We start from the raw sequence: 15,618 nt of genomic DNA on the forward strand, positions 1-15,618 counted from the left end.
TCGGACATCAAATCCGGACGTTGGTCCGGGACATCAGACCGCGTAGGTCTTGTCGTTCTTCGTGAGGCTCCACGCACCCTGAGCATTCCCGCCCTGGTTGCCGCCGATCTTCTGCTGCGTGTACTTCCATTGCACGGCGGCATACTTGAGCGAGAACGCTTCGCTCGGCAGCCCTTCGCCGGCAACCGACGGCGTGATGCTCGAAATGATCACGTACTTGAGCTTGATTTCGAGGTACTTGATGCGGTTGCCTTCGCCGTCCGAGCGCATGAAGTCGATCGTGACTTCGTCAAACGTCGTGCCGCCCGAAGCGTGCTGATACAGCAGCGGGCTGACCACGTCGATGTCCTTCGTGAAGCACATGTCGGCATGCTCGCAGCGCTCCGACGTGTGGCCGCCTGCGGTCGAAGCCGTCGCCGAGCGCGGCTGCAGGATCGAGTGATTCCACGTGTCGATTTCGATCCAGTTCGCATGGTCCTTGTCCTGCGACTCGCCCTTGATCGCCGGATTTCCGAATTTTAGATAGATATCCTTCATAACGCATCGCTCCCCATAGAGGTGGTTTGTACCGCAGTTTTACGCGCGGCTCTACGCAGTTTTACGTGCTTCTACGCGCTGCTACGAATTAGCCGGCTTCGGCAGATCTGCCACGAGCCGCAGCGAAATCGACAGCTCGTCGAGCTGGAAATGCGGACGCAGGAACGCGACCGACCGGTACGAGCCCGGACGCCCCGGAATTTCCGCGACCTGGATCGACGCTTCGCGCAACGGGAACTGTGCCTTCTGCTCCTGCGTCGCGTTGTCGTCGAGCAGCACGTATTGCGAAATCCAGCGGTTCAGGAACACCTCGACATTTTGTGCCGAGGCGAAGCTGCCGATCTTGTCGCGCATCATCGCCTTCAGGTAGTGCGCCACGCGCGACACCGAGAAGATGTACTGAAGCTGGGCGGACAGCACGGCATTCGCGTTCGCACTATCGGTGCTGTATTTTTTTGCCTTCTGCACCGATTGCGCGGCAAAGAACGCGGCGTAGTCGGAATTCTTGCAATGCACGAGCGGGATGAAGCCGAGGTCGCTCAGCTCCTTCTCGCGGCGGTCCGTGATCGCGATTTCGGTCGGGCACTTGAGCGCGATTTCGCCGTCGTCGGTCTTGAACGTATGGGTGGGCAGGTCCTGCACGAGACCGCCGCCTTCCACGCCGCGGATCGCCGCGCACCAGCCGAATTCGTCGAACGCGTCCGTGAGGCGCGCCGCGAAGGCCCAGGCTGCATTGCACCAGAGGTACTTGCTGTGGTCGGTGCCATCGACTTCTTCGACGAAGTTGAAGCCCTCGGCCGTGGCGCCGTCCTTCGGGTTGAACGGCAGGCGGCCCAGAAAGCGCGGCAGTGTGAGGCCCACGTAGCGCGAATCCTCGGCGTCACGGAACGACTTCCACTTCGCGTACTCGACGGTGTCGAACACCTTGCCGAGATCGCGCGGCTTGCCAAGGTCGGCAAACGATTCGAGGCCCATCAGCTCGGGCGAAGCCGAGCAGATGAACGGTGCGTGCGCGGCCGACGCGACATGCGACATCTGCTCGATGAAATACATGTCCTCGGGCTGGCGGGTAATTTCGAAATCGCCGATCAGCGTGCCGAACGGCGCGCCGCCGAAGGTGCCGAACTCTTCTTCATAAACCTTCTTGAAGAGCGCGCTCTGGTCGAATTCCACGGCGGTCTTGAAGTCACGCACGATATCGCGCTTGGGCGCGTGCAGCGCCTTGATCTTGATGGTCTGGCCGGTGTTGCTTTCCTTGCACAGATAGTCGAGGCCGCGCCAGGTGCTTTCGAGGCGCTGGAATTCCGGCGCGTGCATCACGGCGCTCAACTGCGCCGAGATGAGGCGGTCGAGCTCGGCCACGCGGGCGTCGATGGTGGCCGAAAGATTGTCGGACACGACCACGGTGCCGTCGAGCACCTGGTGCACGAGCTCGCCGATCAGATCCTTTGCGCGCGCGTGCTCCGAGTCGGACTTCGCGACCTTGCTTTTCTCGACGATCTCGTCGAGCAGCGACGGCGAGGCTTCGTCGTCGGCCGACTGCGCTTGCGACTGCTGTGCCGCTGTGCTTTGCTGGTTCATGTTGTCCCCTGCCTCATTCGCCCTTGGGCTCGTCTTCTGCAGAACGCTGGCCCGCGTTCTCCGCCAGCGCCTGCAATTGCTGCGTATTGGAGAGCACTTCGCTCAGCAGGTCTTCGAGCTTGTCGTTGCCGGCGAGCTTGTTGCGCAGGTCCGCGAGCTTCGAGCGCGCCTCGAGCAGGCGGCGCAGCGGCTCGACCTGGGCGACGACCTCGTCCGGATTGAAGTCCGCCATCGATTTGAAGCGCAGGTCGACGGCGAAATTGCCGCCCTCGCCGCTCAGGCGGTTTTCCACCTGATACGCGGCGCGCGGCTCGATGCCCTTCATCACGTCGTCGAAGTTATCGCGGTCGATATTGATGAACTTGCGGTCGCGCAGCTTCGGCTGCTCGATTTCCGATTGACCGGCCAGATCGCCCATCACCCCGACGACGAACGGCAGTTCCTTCACTTCGATCGCGTCGCCACGCTCAACCTCGTAGGTCAGCTGGACGCGCGGCGGCCGCACTTTCCCCAAGCGCTTCTGAATGCTTTCTTTCTTTGCCATCGACGGCTCCCTGCTTCCGTTACGAGCTTCGTTGTGCTCGCGTTAGCGAGTGGTGTTATGGGCGGTTTAGCGCAGCGCGCTGAACGGGTCCGCGCCGTTGCCGGCCGCCTTGGCGGGCGCCGCTGCCGCGGCAGGCGTCGCAGGCGCGGTCGCCGCCGGTGCTGCAACCTCGGCCACGACACCGGTTTTGGGCGCGGTTTTCGAAACGTGGCGGACGTACCTCTTTTTCTTCACGACTTTCGCGTTCTGGTCGGGCGGGAACAGTGCGTCCTCGCCAAGCGTGTCGCGCAGCTCCTTGGCGAGCGCCTGGGCGTCGGTCTTCGCATCGCCTTGCAGCGAGGCGTCCTGGCGCAGCTCGCCCAGCGATTGCGTGGCCACGCGCAGACCCGCCACGGCGAGCACGCTCTTCGCGGCGCGGTCGGTCTGGTCGCGCTGCAGGGCTTCCTGCGCAGCGACGATGGCCTGCCCGTAATGCTGCTGCTGGAACTGGATCTGCGCGATGCGCGACCACGGCTCTTCACGCGTGGGGTCGGCCGCAGCGAGCTTTTGATAGGCTGCGATAGCCTGGTCCTGGCTCCCCCCCTTCGAAAGCGTGTCCGCGTCCGCAAGCGCCTTGTTGAAGGCCTCGGGCGATGCCGAAAGAGAGTTGCTCTGGGAAGCGCAACCAGCGATTACACCGCAAGCGATCACTACCCCCGTTAGCCTCGAAAAGACCCGCTTTTTCATCGTTCTTTCACCGCCGTTCGTCGATTAATTTTAATTCAGGGAGAGAAGCCAGAGTTTTACTTATCCCCCAGCGCGCCGTATAGTACAGGCCAATTTTGTTATTTTCAAGGCAGTTTAACGGTGTTTTAAAAACGAGGGAATTGACAATCGCACTGAAATTGTGACGCCGACTATAAGCGGCGTGCAAAGCGAGAAAAAAATACCGGGCACATCATTGGACACTGGGGTATGCGCAGGAAAATTTTTCTGCACATTAAATAATCGAGGCATCACGGGGTTAATGCCGCGCAATGCGCCAGGCATTACCGGCGCCGGGCATATTAACGCAGCAGGAGAGCACGGGCCGAGCGCCCGCGATAAAAATGACTTCGCATATTATTCAATTCGCATCGAATGCAGCGGCGCTGTGCGCCGCTGCCGTCTTGCTGGGCGGTTGTGCAGCGGCCATTCCCGCCATTGGCGGCGCGGCCTCGGCCGCCCTGCAACTCGCCGGAGTGGGCAAGCCTGAGGTGCCGGACAGCCAGAAGCCGCCGCGCGATCTGGGCCTCACGCTTTATGCCGCGCGCAATCTAAATGCGGCGAACGACAACAAGCCGCTTGCATTAGTAGTGCGCCTCTACACGCTGAAGGACCCGACCTCGTTCGAGCAGGCACCTTTTGACACATTTACCGATCCCGCGAAGGAAAAAAGCACTTTGGGCGCCGACTTGCTGAACGTGCGTGAAATCACGCTGATCCCGGGGCAGCGCTATAGCGCGACCGAAAAGGTCTCGCGTGAAGCGCAGGCATTCGGGATCGTCGCGCTATTTCGCGATCCCGCAATGGAACGTTGGAAGTTCGCATTTGATCCGGCGAAATCGGAGAAATCCGGCATAATGGTCGGCCTGCACAACTGTGCCATGACGGTTACGAGCGGCACGGTAATTCCGACGGGCGCGGGGCAATCGACGCAAACGCTCAATCTGCTCTCTTCGGTGACTTGTGGATAAATCGGCGCCCGCGGTCGCATTAAAGCGTGCCGGAAGCAAAGAACAAGCGGCTCTAATAGCGGGCATTTGGAACGCTATAGGGAACGCGATGGAAACGAACCACCTTAACCCATCCAGTCCGTCGGCACGCACGCGGCGAGACTCGATCGACGCATAACGCTGAATCAACATGAGCTATTCCTCGAAAGTGCTATGGGGGGAAGGCCTCTTTCTGAGGCCGCAGCACTTCCAGCGGCAAGACGCCTATCACGAAGCGCGGCTCTTCGAGTCGATCCAGGCCATGCAGCCATATAACTGGGGCGTGCGCTCGGTCCGCATCGACCACGATTCGCTCGGCAGCAACATCCTGCGCCTGAACGAACTCTCGCTTGTGTTTCCCGACGGCACGCTGTACTCCGCGCCGCAGGCCGACAGCCCGCCGCCGCCCGTCGCGCTCGACGCGTTGCCCGAAGGGCTCAACGAATTCACGTTCTATCTCGCGCTGCATCAGGTGCGCGAGAACGGCTCGAATTACTCGGTCGACCGCGACGCCGGCTTCGCGGCGCGCTACGTGAGCGAGCAGGCGAGCGTGGCCGATCACTATACGGATGCCGCGCAGGCCGACGTCACGTTCCTCAAGAACAACGTCAGGCTCGTCGCGCACACCGAGCCGCGCGACCAGTTGCTGACGGTGCCGGTCGTGCGCGTGCGGCGCACGGCGTCCTCGGGTTTCGAGGCCGACGAGAGCTTCGTGCCGCCGAGCCTCGCGATCGAAGCGTCGGCGCTTCTGCATCAGCGCCTGCGCCGCCTGATCGACGCCTTGCAGGCCAAGGTCAATGCGCTCTACGGCTTTCATCGCGAGCCCACCAAGAACATCATCGAGTTCCGCTCGGGCGACATCGCATCGTTCTGGCTGTTGCATACGGCAAGCGGCGCATTCGCGACGCTCGCGCATCTGTACCAGCACGCGGCCCTCCATCCTGAGCGGCTCTTCCAGGAACTGCTGCGCCTCGCGGGCCAGTTGCTCACGTTCTCGAAAAACCACACGCTCGCCGACCTGCCCGCCTATCGTCACGACGATCCGGGCCCGGGCTTCGCACGTCTCGACGCCATTTTGCGCGACCTGCTGGAGACGGTAATCTCTACGCAGTACTTTGCGATCACGCTCGACGAAGTGCGCGCGTCGTTCCACGTCGGCCGTCTCGATTCGGGCAAGATCGACGATAAAACCACGTTCTATCTGGCCGTTTCCGCCGACATGCCCGCGGTCGATCTCGTCGAAGCCGTGCCCGCGCGCTTCAAGGTGGGCGCGCCCGACGACGTCGACAAGTTCGTGCTCTCCGCCATGCCCGGCGTGCGCCTCGTCTATACGCCGCAGGTGCCGCCGGCCATTCCGGTGCGCCCGGGCGCATGCTACTTCGCGCTGGAGTCGCGCGGCGCGCTCTATGAGCGCATGATCCAGGCACAGTCGGCCACGGTCTACACGCCGTCGGGCATCAACGATCTCAAACTCGAACTCATTGCGGTGACGTCATGACGAACGCGCCTTCCCTGTTCGGCGGCGCGACCCCGCCGTCTTCCGCCTCGCCTGCCCCTGCGATGCCCGCGAGCGAGCCTGCGTACCAGGCGCGCTCGCTGCTCGACCTGCTGTACGACGGCTTCTTCATGCTGTTCCTGCTGAAGAACGGCCGCGAGCCCGGCAGCGCGAGCGACTTCGGCTCGCGCGTGCAGCAGTTTCTCGGCGACTTCGAGCGCGGAGCGAAAAAGCTCAATATCGCAGCCGAAGATGTGTATGCAGCGAAGTTCGCATTCTGCGCAGCCGTGGACGAGTCGGTGCTCTCCTCGCCGTTCAAGATCCGCTCGGACTGGGAGCGCAAGCCGCTGCAGCTTTCGCTATTCGGCGAGCAGCTCGCGGGCGAGAAGTTCTTCCAGTACCTCGAGGAATGCCGCGCCCAGGGCGCGGCACGGCTGCAATCGCTCGAGGTCTTTCACATGTGTCTGCTGCTGGGCTTCCAGGGCAAGTACATGCTCGAAGGGCCCGAGAAGCTCGCGTACCTCACCGCGCGCATCGGCGACGAGATCGCTCACATGAAGGGCAAGCGCGCCGCGTTCGCGCCGCATTGGGCGCTGCCCGATCTCATCGCGCACCGCCTCAAGCGCGAGGTGCCGCTCTGGGCCATCGGCGCCGTGTTCGCGCTCGTCGGCATACTCGCGTGGACGGGCCTCAACACCTGGCTGCGTGATAGCACGGTGCGCGCACTCACGCCTTATACGAACATCGTCAAGCTCGGGCCGCAATCGGCCAATCTCACGATTTCGCTGCCTTGATCATGCTTCGATGATGTGAAAGCGGCTCCTGCACGATGCCTGTGACATCACGATGATTCGCGTGCTACCTGCACGCGAATCCCAGCGCCTTTACCAACCGTTACAGAAGCGACGCCATCGTTTCACCTGGTTTCACCTGTACGCATCGAGCCTTTCTAGAATTCATCTGACCGTTGCGCAACACACTCGCACAGCGGTCGCGAACGTTGCCTCGCGCAGTACATGCACCTCGCATTGCACTGGGCCTCGTTTGCGAAACCGATAATTCACGAAAGGAGTTCGTATGTCTCGCCTCTCGCTTGCTTCGCTCGCCACTGCATCCGCTGCCGGCCTGCTTGTCCTTTCGCTGGGCGCTCAGGCCCAGACCACGGCGCCCGCCGGCACTGCCGCAACCAATACGGCCACCGCCGCCGCGGCCAGCTCTACCGGCACGACCGCTATGACCGCTACAACCAATGCGGCGGCGGCCGGAGAAAAGCTCCATGGCTCCGACAAGGCGTTCATCGCGGACGGCACGCAAACCGTCGCCACGCAACGCGACGCCGCGCGAATTGCCAATTCGCGTTCGAGCGACCGCGAAGTGAAGGCCTTTGCCGATCAGATCGTCGCCGACTACACCAAGCTCTCTAACGCAATGCGCGCCGCGAGCCCGCGCGGCGTGGATGTACCGCGCAACGACCCTGATACTGCGGTGCTCGACAGCATCAAGAATCTGCGCGGCGCCGATTTCGACAAGGCATATATCGAGCAAGTGGCGCTGGGCGGCCAGCAAAAAGCGCTGTCGGCCTTCCAGGCGGAAATTGCCCAGGGCCGCGATGCGGGTCTGAAGAAGGTGGCGACCGAAGGCCTGCCCGTGATTCAGGCGGACATCGCCAAGGCGAAGGAACTCGCGCAACGCAAGCATATGGCCAGCTAATTCATCGGCCTGCAGCGCGGAAAGAACGGGCCCGGTCTTCTGAACCGGACCCGTTCTTTTATTCTTTCGGCGCTTCGTGCGCGGCCATCACGAGCCGCTCCATGCGGCGGTCCGGCACGAACCACAGCAATGCCATCGCTGCGAAGAACAGCGTGCCGACATGCGGCCACCCCAGCGCCGCCAGTATCATCCCCAGCACATATCCCGCCACCGAGGCCTTGCCCTTCAGGTCGTGCCGCAATGCCTGCGCGAGCGCGCTTTGCGCACCGTGATGGCGCACCAGCGTGCCCTGGAGCATCACGTAGGCGAGCGCGCAGAGCAGCAAATTCAAGCCGTAGAGCATGGTCGGCCAGCGCCCGAAATGGTTTTCGCCCATCCACCCGGTCGTGAACGGCAGCAGCGAAAGCCAGAACAGCAGATGCAGATTCGTCCACAGCACCGCACCGTTCACGCTGCTCGAGGCGTGCAGCATGTGATGATGATTGTTCCAATAGATGCCGACATACATGAAGCTCAGGATATAGCTGAGCACGGTCGGCCACAGCGGCACAAGTGCCGCGAGGTCCTCGCCATGCGGCACCTTGAGTTCCAGCACCATGATGGTGATGATGATGGCGAGCACGCCATCGCTGAACGCTTCGAGTCGGTTCTTGTTCATCGGCTTTGCAGTTCGAGGTCGGGTCAAGCTGGCGCAAGTATGGCCGAAAGCGCCCTCGCGCGCGAGCCGCAACGCAGAGGAAATGACATGGATGCCGGACCGCATGCCTCGCCTGAGCCCGGCGCTTCGCCCGCGCGCCGTATTCGCGTTTGGGACCTGCCGGTGCGGCTCTTTCACTGGCTGACCGTCCTGCTCGTGGCCGTCGCTTATGTCTCGCAGCGCATGAACTGGATGCAGCTGCACGTGCGTGCGGGCGAGATGCTGCTCGCGCTCGTGCTGTTCCGTTTGCTTTGGGGCTGCTTCGGCAGCGAGACCGCGCGCTTTGCCCGCTTTGTCGCGACGCCGATGGCCGCGTGGCGACATTTGCGTCATTTCTCGCGCCGCGAGCCCGACGTGCAGGTCGGCCACAACGCAGCAGGCGGCTGGATGGTGCTGCTACTGCTCGCGCTGCTGTTCGCCGAGACGCTCTCCGGCCTCTACGACTACAACGATATCGCCGACGAAGGCCCGCTCTCCGAAGTCGTCCCCGCCGCCGTTGCGAACGCAATCGCTGCGATCCACGCCTGGGGATGGGACGTGCTGGCCGCGGCGATCGTACTGCACGTTTGCGCGATCGCGGCCTATGCGCTCGTCAAGCGCCACAATCTGATCGGCCCGATGGTGACGGGCGCGAAGCGCCTGCCCGCAACGGCGCAGGCGCCCCGGCGCGGCCCGTTCTGGCTCGCGGCGCTGCTGATGGCGGTTGCCGCGCTCGTGACGGCGCTGCTTGCCGCGTATCTGTGAGCGCCCGCCCGCACGTCGATATCGGCAACGCGCCCCTAGCCCGCCGGCACCGTGAGTATCGGCGCCTTCTGATCCTGATTGGCCTGCGCGAGCGCGATGACGTTCTGCAACACCGTCAGCGCGTACTTCGAATCGAAGTCGTCGTTGTCGATCCAGTAGGTGGCGTTGTGATAGACGACCGCTGCGTAGGCATCGGGCGGCGGCTTCTTGCCCACATGCACGACGACGGTGGGCCGCGTCTCTCCGCCGACGAGATGCACGGTCGGAACGGTGGCACCGCGCTTGACGTCGTCTTCGGGCACCGCGATCTGAGCGCCGAGGTTGGTCAGGATGCCCATCACCGATCTCGTCACCATGTTGATGGTGCGTCCGTTGCCCGACGCGGGGCCATACATCACCGCATATTCGCGCATGGCAGGCAAGAGCCGCAGCAGCCGGCGCACTTCGGCGAGGTCCCTGGCCGTGCCGGGCGGCGCGGCGTCGCTGCCGAGCGTCATCGTCACCTGCGCCGAGCGGTCGTGCGCGCCCTGCTTGTAGTTCACGGTGAGCTGCCCCGCGAGTTGCAGGCGGCGCAGCGCGCGCAACAGCGCAAAGAAGCCGGGGCTCCCGTCGCTTTCGGGGCCGCCGAGCGGCGCGGCATTCTGCAGCCCGCCGATCGATTGCACCGAAAGGCGCAGCAGCACGTCGACGGGCACGCCGCTATCGGCGAGCGGCAGCAGCAACTCGGGCGGCAGGGGGCGGATATAGCCGGTAGCGAGCGCCTCGCCCGTGGTGGGCACGAACGTGAAGGTCGGATGATTCGAATACGAGGCGCTCGCGCTGGCCTGGCCGAAACTCGTGCCGGCGGCACTCGATCCGCCCTCGGCGAGCACGCCCGCGCTCGCTTCGAACGTGTACGAGGCGATGATCTGGCTCACCGCCACGAACGATGGCGAATCGCCGAAGCGCAGACCCACGACGGTTGCGAGCATCTCGCGCTTTTTCGCGTCGCCGAGCGCGCGTTCGTAATCGACCTGGTCGGTACGCAGCAGATGCGGGCCGAACCACGCGCAACCGGTTGTCATGAAAAGCGGACACAATGCAGCGGCGACGAGCCGGCGCCGGATCAGCAAATGCAATGCAATCATGCGGGAAGTCCGATGGTGTGAGCACGAAAGGCGATGCGTGCAGCAAGCTCCATGCCTCGCACCGCATTTCGCGTAAAATCTGGCGCTCCTTTCACACCATTCGACAACACCGCAGATGGCTACCTACCTCGAATTGCTCGCCGAAAAACGCGCACTGGACGCGCGCATCGAAGCGATGCGCGCGGAGGCGGCTCAAGAAGCGCTGGCGGCCGCGCGCGCCGCCATCGCCGAATTCGGCTTCACGCCGGAGGATTTGTTCGGCAAGCCGCGCCAGCAAAAGCGTTCACGACAAGGTACGCGGCGCAAGCGCAACGTCGCGCAAGGCGACGCCGCGGCGCAAGCTCCCGACCAGGCCAACTTCGATCTGTTCAGCGACCCGGCCGGGCATTAAAGCCGAACCTTAAAGCACGCGGCGCTCAGCGCACGAGACACGGACGCTTGTTGTCGAAGGTCCAGTTGGGGATGAGGTATTGCATGGCAATGGCGTCGTCGCGGGCGCCGAGTCCGTGCTGCTGATAGAGCGCGTGCGCCTGCTCAAGCGCGTCCATGTCGATCTCGATGCCGAGGCCGGGCTTCTGCGGCACCTGCACCTTGCCGCCCACAATCCGGAGCGGTTCGCGCGTGAGGCGCTGACCGTCCTGCCAGATCCAGTGCGTGTCGATCGCCGTGATCTTGCCGGGCGCAGCGGCGGCCACATGCGTGAACATCGCGAGCGAAATATCGAAGTGATTGTTCGAGTGCGAGCCCCACGTGAGCCCCCAGTCGTTGCACAACTGCGCGACGCGCACCGAACCCTGCATGGTCCAGAAGTGCGGGTCCGCCAGCGGAATGTCCACCGATTGCAGTTGAATCGCGTGGCCCATCTGGCGCCAGTCGGTGGCGATCATGTTGGTGGCCGTGGGCAGGCCCGTCGCGCGGCGGAATTCGGCCATCACCTCGCGGCCCGAATAGCCGTTTTCCGCGCCGCACGGGTCTTCCGCATAGGCGAGCACGTCGTGCTTGTCGCGGCACAGGCGAATCGCTTCTGCGAGCGACCACGCCCCGTTCGGATCGAGCGTCACGCGCGCCTGCGGAAAACGCTCGGCCAACGCCGTGACCGCCTCCATTTCCGCATCGCCCGCCAGCACCCCGCCCTTGAGCTTGAAGTCGTTGAAGCCGTAGCGCTGTTGCGCGGCCTGCGCAAGACGCACGATGGCCTCGGGTGTCATCGCCTCTTCGGTGCGCAGGCGCTCCCAGTCGTTGCGGCCATCGGCGCCGCTAGCATAGGGCAGATCCGTCTTGTTGCGATCACCGATGAAGAACAGGTAGCCGAGCATCTCCACTTCGCTGCGCTGCTGTCCTTCGCCCAGCAGCGCAGCCAGCGGAACGTTCAGATGCTGCCCGAGCAGGTCGAGCAGCGCCGCTTCGAGCGCAGTCACGGCGTGGATCGTCGTGCGCAGGTCGAAGGTCTGCAGGCCGCGGCCGCCTGCGTCGCGGTCGGCGAACCGCTTGCGCACGGCGTTGAGCACGGCCTGGAGATTGCCGATCGACTGGCCGACCACGAGCGCGCGCGCATCGTCGAGCGTCTTGCGGATCGACTCGCCGCCCGGCACCTCGCCCACCCCCGTGTTGCCCGCGCTGTCGCGCAGCAGTACGACGTTGCGCGTGAAGAACGGGCCGTGCGCGCCGGAGAGATTCATCAGCATGCTATCGCGGCCCGCGACGGGCACGACGCGCAATTCGATCACGACGGGCGTGGCGCTCGGCGCGATATTCGGCCGGACGTTCTGTGTAGACATGGAAGCATTACCTCTGGAAATGCGGCGCCACATGGCGCCTGACAAGCATGACAAATCGGATCATCAGGAAACCGCCGGGGGCGCGCCCGGGCGCTTCGCTGCATCCGTGAATCGGCCCGCGCGGCAAGCCCGGCTCACCGCGCGCCGCCCTGCACCGGCGCCTCGTCGCCAAAGGCGCGACGCGAAGGTTTGTTGCGCGCGAGGAACGCGAGCGCGGCGGCGATCAGCGAAGTCACGCCGAGACCGTAAAGCCCGCCCGCGATCGAGCCGGTGTGCTGCTGCAAATAGCCGAACGTGGCCGGCGCGAAGAAGCCGCCCAGATTGCCGAGCGAATTGATGAGCGCAATCACGGCGGCCGCCACGCGCGTGTCGAGGTAGCCCTGCGGGATCGGCCAGAACAGCGACGATGCCGCCTTGAAGCCGATCGCCGAAAAACAGATCGCGACGAACGAGAACACCGGATTCGCCGAGGTCGAGGCGAACAGGCCGCACGCGGCAATCACCAGCGCGACGGCGAGCCAGGCCTGCTGAAAACGGTATTTCGCCGAGAGCAGCGCGAAGCAGTACATCGCGACGATGGCGATCATCCACGGAATGGTGTTGTACAGGCCCACCTGGAAATCCGTGAGGCCGCCCATTTTGCGAATGATGGTGGGCAGCCAGAAGGTGGCCGCGTAGATCGTCAACTGGATCGCGAAATAGAGGAAGCAGAACAGCACGATCTGCGGGTCGCGCAACAGGCGCATGACCGGCACATGCGCGCCCGTCACGGCGACGCGCTCAGCCTGCTCTTTCGCCATGCAGGTTTCGAGCGCGCTCTGCTCGGCGCTGGAGAGCCAGTGCGCGTCGCGGATGCGCGACTTCAGCATGAGCCAGCTCGCGCCGCACAGCAGGACGGAAAACGCGCCTTCGATCAGGAACATCCACTGCCAGCCCGCGAGGCCGAGGCCGCGCACCGAAAGCAGCGCGCCCGTCACCGGCCCGGAGAGCACCGAGGCGAATGCCGAACCCGCGAGAAAGATCGCCACGGCCTTGCCGCGTTCCTTCTGCGGCAGCCACTGCGCGAAGTAATAGACGACACCCGGAAAGAAGCCCGCCTCCGCGATGCCGAGCAAAAAGCGCAGCGCGTAGAACGAGGTGTCGTTGCGCACGAAAGCCATGCACGCCGCGACAATGCCCCACGTGCCCATGATGCGCGTGAGCCAGGCGCGCGCGCCGTACTTCTGCATGAGGATATTGGACGGCACTTCGAAGAGCGCGTAGCCGACAAAGAACAGCCCCGCACCCAGCCCGTATGCCGCAGCCGAAAGACCGATATCGGCCTTCATGTGCGCGCCGGCGAAACCCACGTTCACGCGGTCGATATAGTTCGCGATGAACATGATGAGGAACAGCGGCAGGACGTGGCGCTTGACCTTGGCGCTGGCGGAGTCCAGCAGGTCCTCGTTGTGGTCGGGCAGAGTGGACATCGAAGTTGTCTCCAGTTTCGCGCTTCGCGCCCCGGCCGGAGAATCGGCATCGATGAGGCGCATTGTGGTACGTTGTCTGATGACATTCTAGCGATGTTGTACGATCACCCCAACGGGGTGTTTACCCTCCTTTCCTCCGAAACCTGTACATTACGACGCATGGGCCAAGCCCGGAGCGTTGCTGAATTACCCACGTTGTACGATGACTCATCTCACGAGGTAAACCGATGAAATGGCGGGCAAATTAACTGCGATATAGATCAGCAGCGGACGCCGGTATCAAGCCCCCTCCGCAGCCCGCCGCAGCCGCTCCCTGCTGCTCGACAGATGCATGCGCATCGCGGCGCGCGCGCTTTCGGAATCGTGCCTTGCAATGGCGTCGAAAATGCTCTCGTGCTCGCGGTTCACGAGCTTGGCATAAGCCTTGGGATCGCTGTGCGCGATGCCGGCCGAATCGATGCGATGGCGTGGAATCAGCGCAGCGCCCATCTGCGTGAGGATGTCGACGAAATAACGATTGCCGGTGGCGCGCGCCACCGAGACATGGAATTGCAGATCGGCGCCGGCGCTGTCACCGCCTGCGCGCGAGGCCACCGAAATCGCATCGAGTGCCGCGCGGATATTCGCGAGGTCGCGCTCGCTCGCGCGCTGCGCCGCGAGTCCCGCGCATTCCGTTTCCAGGCTGATGCGCAACTCCAGCACCGAGAGCAGATCGTTGAGCGTGCTCGCGGGCACGACTTCGAGATCGAGCGGCTCGCGGCGCGGCTCCAGCACGAAGCTGCCGATGCCATGGCGCGTTTCGATCACCGACATAGCCTGCAGCCGCGAGATGGCCTCGCGCACCACGGTGCGGCTCACGCCCAGCGTGCTCATGAGACTGCTTTCGGTCGGCAGCTTGTCGCCGGGCTTCAAGGTGCGCGAAGCGATCTGCTCGCTGATGTAATTGACGGCATGCTCCGCAAGATTGCGACTGCGGGCGGGTATGGGCGCGGCGCTCGACTCGGCCATCGTCCTCTCCTTCGAATGCGAATTTCGTTTCATTATACGTCGTCGGACAACCAAGCGCCTGCTGCCGTGCCCCGTTCAGCAGCGGGGATTCGTGCGGTTCGCCGGCGCTCCGAAGACATCGGACAACCGGGTGTGTCAGCTCGGCGATCGGCATACCCATCAATCCCGCGAGCGCTTCTTCGAAAAGCAAGCACTCGCGCAAATTAATTTGGATTCCATATTTATTAGCGCATGCCGCAATGCAGCCAACGAATCGGTGCGTTAGCAAACGTTTTTATATAGAAATCGCTTGAATAAACCTCTGTAAATAATTTGTACACGTTCACTCGACAGATTGCGCTTTTTTACGATAATGTCCCCAAAGAGGATGCGCGCCGGAACGCAAGTCGCCACGCCGGTCGACGCCTCAACTGATATCGAATCGCATCGCGCTTGTGCCGTACATGCCGTCCACAATCCGCAACGAGGGAATCATTGAGAAACCGCATCGTCCGCGTTGTCCTCTGCGCCATGGCATTCGCGCTGCCGTGCGCCGCGTCGTTCGCGGCCCCGCCCGCGGAACCCGCGCCTGACACGATGCAAGCCCGCGTGATGGGCTGCGCTGCATGTCACGGCGCGCACGGCGAAGGCACTGACAACGACTACTTTCCGCGCCTCGCCGGCAAGCCTGCCGGCTATCTCTACAACCAGCTCATCGCGTTTCGCGACGGCGGCCGCAGCTATCCGCCGATGAACTATCTGCTCGCGTATCTGCCCGATGCGTATCTCAAGCAGATGGCCGAGTTCTTCGCGCACGAGCGCCCGCCTTACCCGCCGCCCGCCGCGCCCAAGGTCGATGCGGCCATGCTCGCGCTCGGCAAATCGCTCGTCATGAACGGCGCGCCCAACCGCAAGGTGCCCGCGTGCGCGGCCTGTCACGGCGCCTCGCTCACCGGCATGCAGCCCGCCATTCCCGGCCTCGTGGGCCTGCACGCCGACTACATCAGCGCGCAGTTGGGCGCGTTCCGTTACGGCACGCGCCGAGCCGCCGCCCCGGACTGCATGCACGACATCGCCTCGCGTCTCGCCGAACGCGACATCACGGCCATCGCCGCCTGGCTCGCCTCGCAGTCCGCGCCCGCCAATCCAGCGCCCGCGGCGCCCGCGCCCTTGCCGCTCGCATGCGGCAGCGCCCACAACTAGCCGAGGCCTCGAC

Annotated in this window: 16 protein-coding genes; 7 read left to right on the forward strand and 9 right to left on the reverse strand. The window is 63.7% G+C overall.

Translation table 11 applies throughout. The features are described from left to right. Positions 1-33 precede the first annotated feature (33 nt). The 4 genes from P5W98_RS15695 to P5W98_RS15710 all read right to left on the reverse strand — a co-directional run bounded on the left by P5W98_RS15695 (position 34) and on the right by P5W98_RS15710 (position 3,388). A complete protein-coding gene (locus tag P5W98_RS15695; RefSeq protein ID WP_175196036.1) occupies positions 34-537 on the reverse strand; it encodes an Hcp family type VI secretion system effector in 504 nt (167 codons plus the stop codon). Positions 538-618: 81 nt separating this feature from the next. Then, positions 619-2,118 carry a type VI secretion system contractile sheath large subunit gene (gene tssC / locus P5W98_RS15700; protein ID WP_421025381.1) on the reverse strand — a complete coding sequence of 500 codons (1,500 nt, stop codon included), beginning with the start codon at positions 2,116-2,118 and terminating at the stop codon, positions 619-621. A 13-nt stretch (positions 2,119-2,131) separates the two neighbouring features. Then, on the reverse strand, positions 2,132-2,662 hold the full coding sequence (gene tssB / locus P5W98_RS15705) for a type VI secretion system contractile sheath small subunit (protein WP_421025380.1): 531 nt from the start codon (positions 2,660-2,662) through the stop codon (positions 2,132-2,134). Positions 2,663-2,728: 66 nt separating this feature from the next. Further along, positions 2,729-3,388 (reverse strand): hypothetical protein, encoded by a 660-nt coding sequence (locus tag P5W98_RS15710; RefSeq protein ID WP_421025379.1) that lies wholly within the window; start codon positions 3,386-3,388, stop codon positions 2,729-2,731. 362 nt (positions 3,389-3,750) lie between these two features. On the opposite strand from P5W98_RS15710, the gene tssJ reads away from it, so the two are divergent. The 4 genes from tssJ to P5W98_RS15730 all read left to right on the forward strand — a co-directional run bounded on the left by tssJ (position 3,751) and on the right by P5W98_RS15730 (position 7,600). Continuing rightward, the gene (gene tssJ / locus P5W98_RS15715; RefSeq protein ID WP_421027000.1) at positions 3,751-4,377 is read left to right on the forward strand and encodes a type VI secretion system lipoprotein TssJ; all 627 of its coding nucleotides are present in this window, start codon (positions 3,751-3,753) and stop codon (positions 4,375-4,377) included. A gap of 169 nt (positions 4,378-4,546) precedes the next feature. Continuing rightward, complete coding sequence (tssK, locus tag P5W98_RS15720) at positions 4,547-5,893, forward strand: type VI secretion system baseplate subunit TssK (RefSeq protein WP_421025378.1); 1,347 nt, start codon at positions 4,547-4,549, stop codon at positions 5,891-5,893. After that, on the forward strand, positions 5,890-6,684 hold the full coding sequence (icmH, locus tag P5W98_RS15725) for a type IVB secretion system protein IcmH/DotU (RefSeq protein WP_421025377.1): 795 nt from the start codon (positions 5,890-5,892) through the stop codon (positions 6,682-6,684). The genes tssK and icmH overlap by 4 nt, the downstream gene beginning before the upstream one ends. A gap of 283 nt (positions 6,685-6,967) precedes the next feature. Beyond that, a complete protein-coding gene (locus P5W98_RS15730) occupies positions 6,968-7,600 on the forward strand; it encodes a DUF4142 domain-containing protein (protein WP_421025376.1) in 633 nt (210 codons plus the stop codon). 58 nt (positions 7,601-7,658) lie between these two features. Here the strand turns inward: P5W98_RS15730 and P5W98_RS15735 are convergent, their stop codons facing one another. Next, entirely contained in the window at positions 7,659-8,258 is a 600-nt protein-coding gene (locus P5W98_RS15735; RefSeq protein ID WP_421025375.1) for a TMEM175 family protein, read from the reverse strand. Between the two features lie 87 nt (positions 8,259-8,345). On the opposite strand from P5W98_RS15735, the gene P5W98_RS15740 reads away from it, so the two are divergent. Continuing rightward, entirely contained in the window at positions 8,346-9,041 is a 696-nt protein-coding gene (locus P5W98_RS15740) for a cytochrome b/b6 domain-containing protein (protein ID WP_421025374.1), read from the forward strand. 35 nt (positions 9,042-9,076) lie between these two features. Here P5W98_RS15740 and P5W98_RS15745 read toward each other — a convergent pair whose 3' ends face one another. Beyond that, positions 9,077-10,150, reverse strand: a complete 1,074-nt coding sequence (locus P5W98_RS15745) for a hypothetical protein (protein WP_421026999.1) — start codon at positions 10,148-10,150, stop codon at positions 9,077-9,079. 133 nt (positions 10,151-10,283) lie between these two features. Here P5W98_RS15745 and P5W98_RS15750 point away from each other — a divergent pair, with 133 nt between their 5' ends. After that, positions 10,284-10,559, forward strand: coding sequence for an H-NS histone family protein (locus tag P5W98_RS15750; protein WP_421025373.1), 276 nt, complete (start codon positions 10,284-10,286; stop codon positions 10,557-10,559). A 25-nt stretch (positions 10,560-10,584) separates the two neighbouring features. Here the strand turns inward: P5W98_RS15750 and gudD are convergent, their stop codons facing one another. The 3 genes from gudD to P5W98_RS15765 all read right to left on the reverse strand — a co-directional run bounded on the left by gudD (position 10,585) and on the right by P5W98_RS15765 (position 14,423). After that, on the reverse strand, positions 10,585-11,946 hold the full coding sequence (gene gudD, locus P5W98_RS15755; RefSeq protein WP_421025372.1) for a glucarate dehydratase: 1,362 nt from the start codon (positions 11,944-11,946) through the stop codon (positions 10,585-10,587). Positions 11,947-12,080: 134 nt separating this feature from the next. Then, positions 12,081-13,415 (reverse strand): MFS transporter, encoded by a 1,335-nt coding sequence (locus P5W98_RS15760; RefSeq protein WP_421025371.1) that lies wholly within the window; start codon positions 13,413-13,415, stop codon positions 12,081-12,083. A gap of 279 nt (positions 13,416-13,694) precedes the next feature. Further along, positions 13,695-14,423, reverse strand: a complete 729-nt coding sequence (locus P5W98_RS15765; RefSeq protein WP_421025370.1) for a FadR/GntR family transcriptional regulator — start codon at positions 14,421-14,423, stop codon at positions 13,695-13,697. Between the two features lie 510 nt (positions 14,424-14,933). On the opposite strand from P5W98_RS15765, the gene P5W98_RS15770 reads away from it, so the two are divergent. Further along, entirely contained in the window at positions 14,934-15,605 is a 672-nt protein-coding gene (locus P5W98_RS15770; RefSeq protein ID WP_421026998.1) for a c-type cytochrome, read from the forward strand. Positions 15,606-15,618 lie beyond the last annotated feature (13 nt).

This window comes from Paraburkholderia sp. A1BS-2L (genome assembly GCF_051125205.1).
GTDB lineage: Bacteria > Pseudomonadota > Gammaproteobacteria > Burkholderiales > Burkholderiaceae > Paraburkholderia.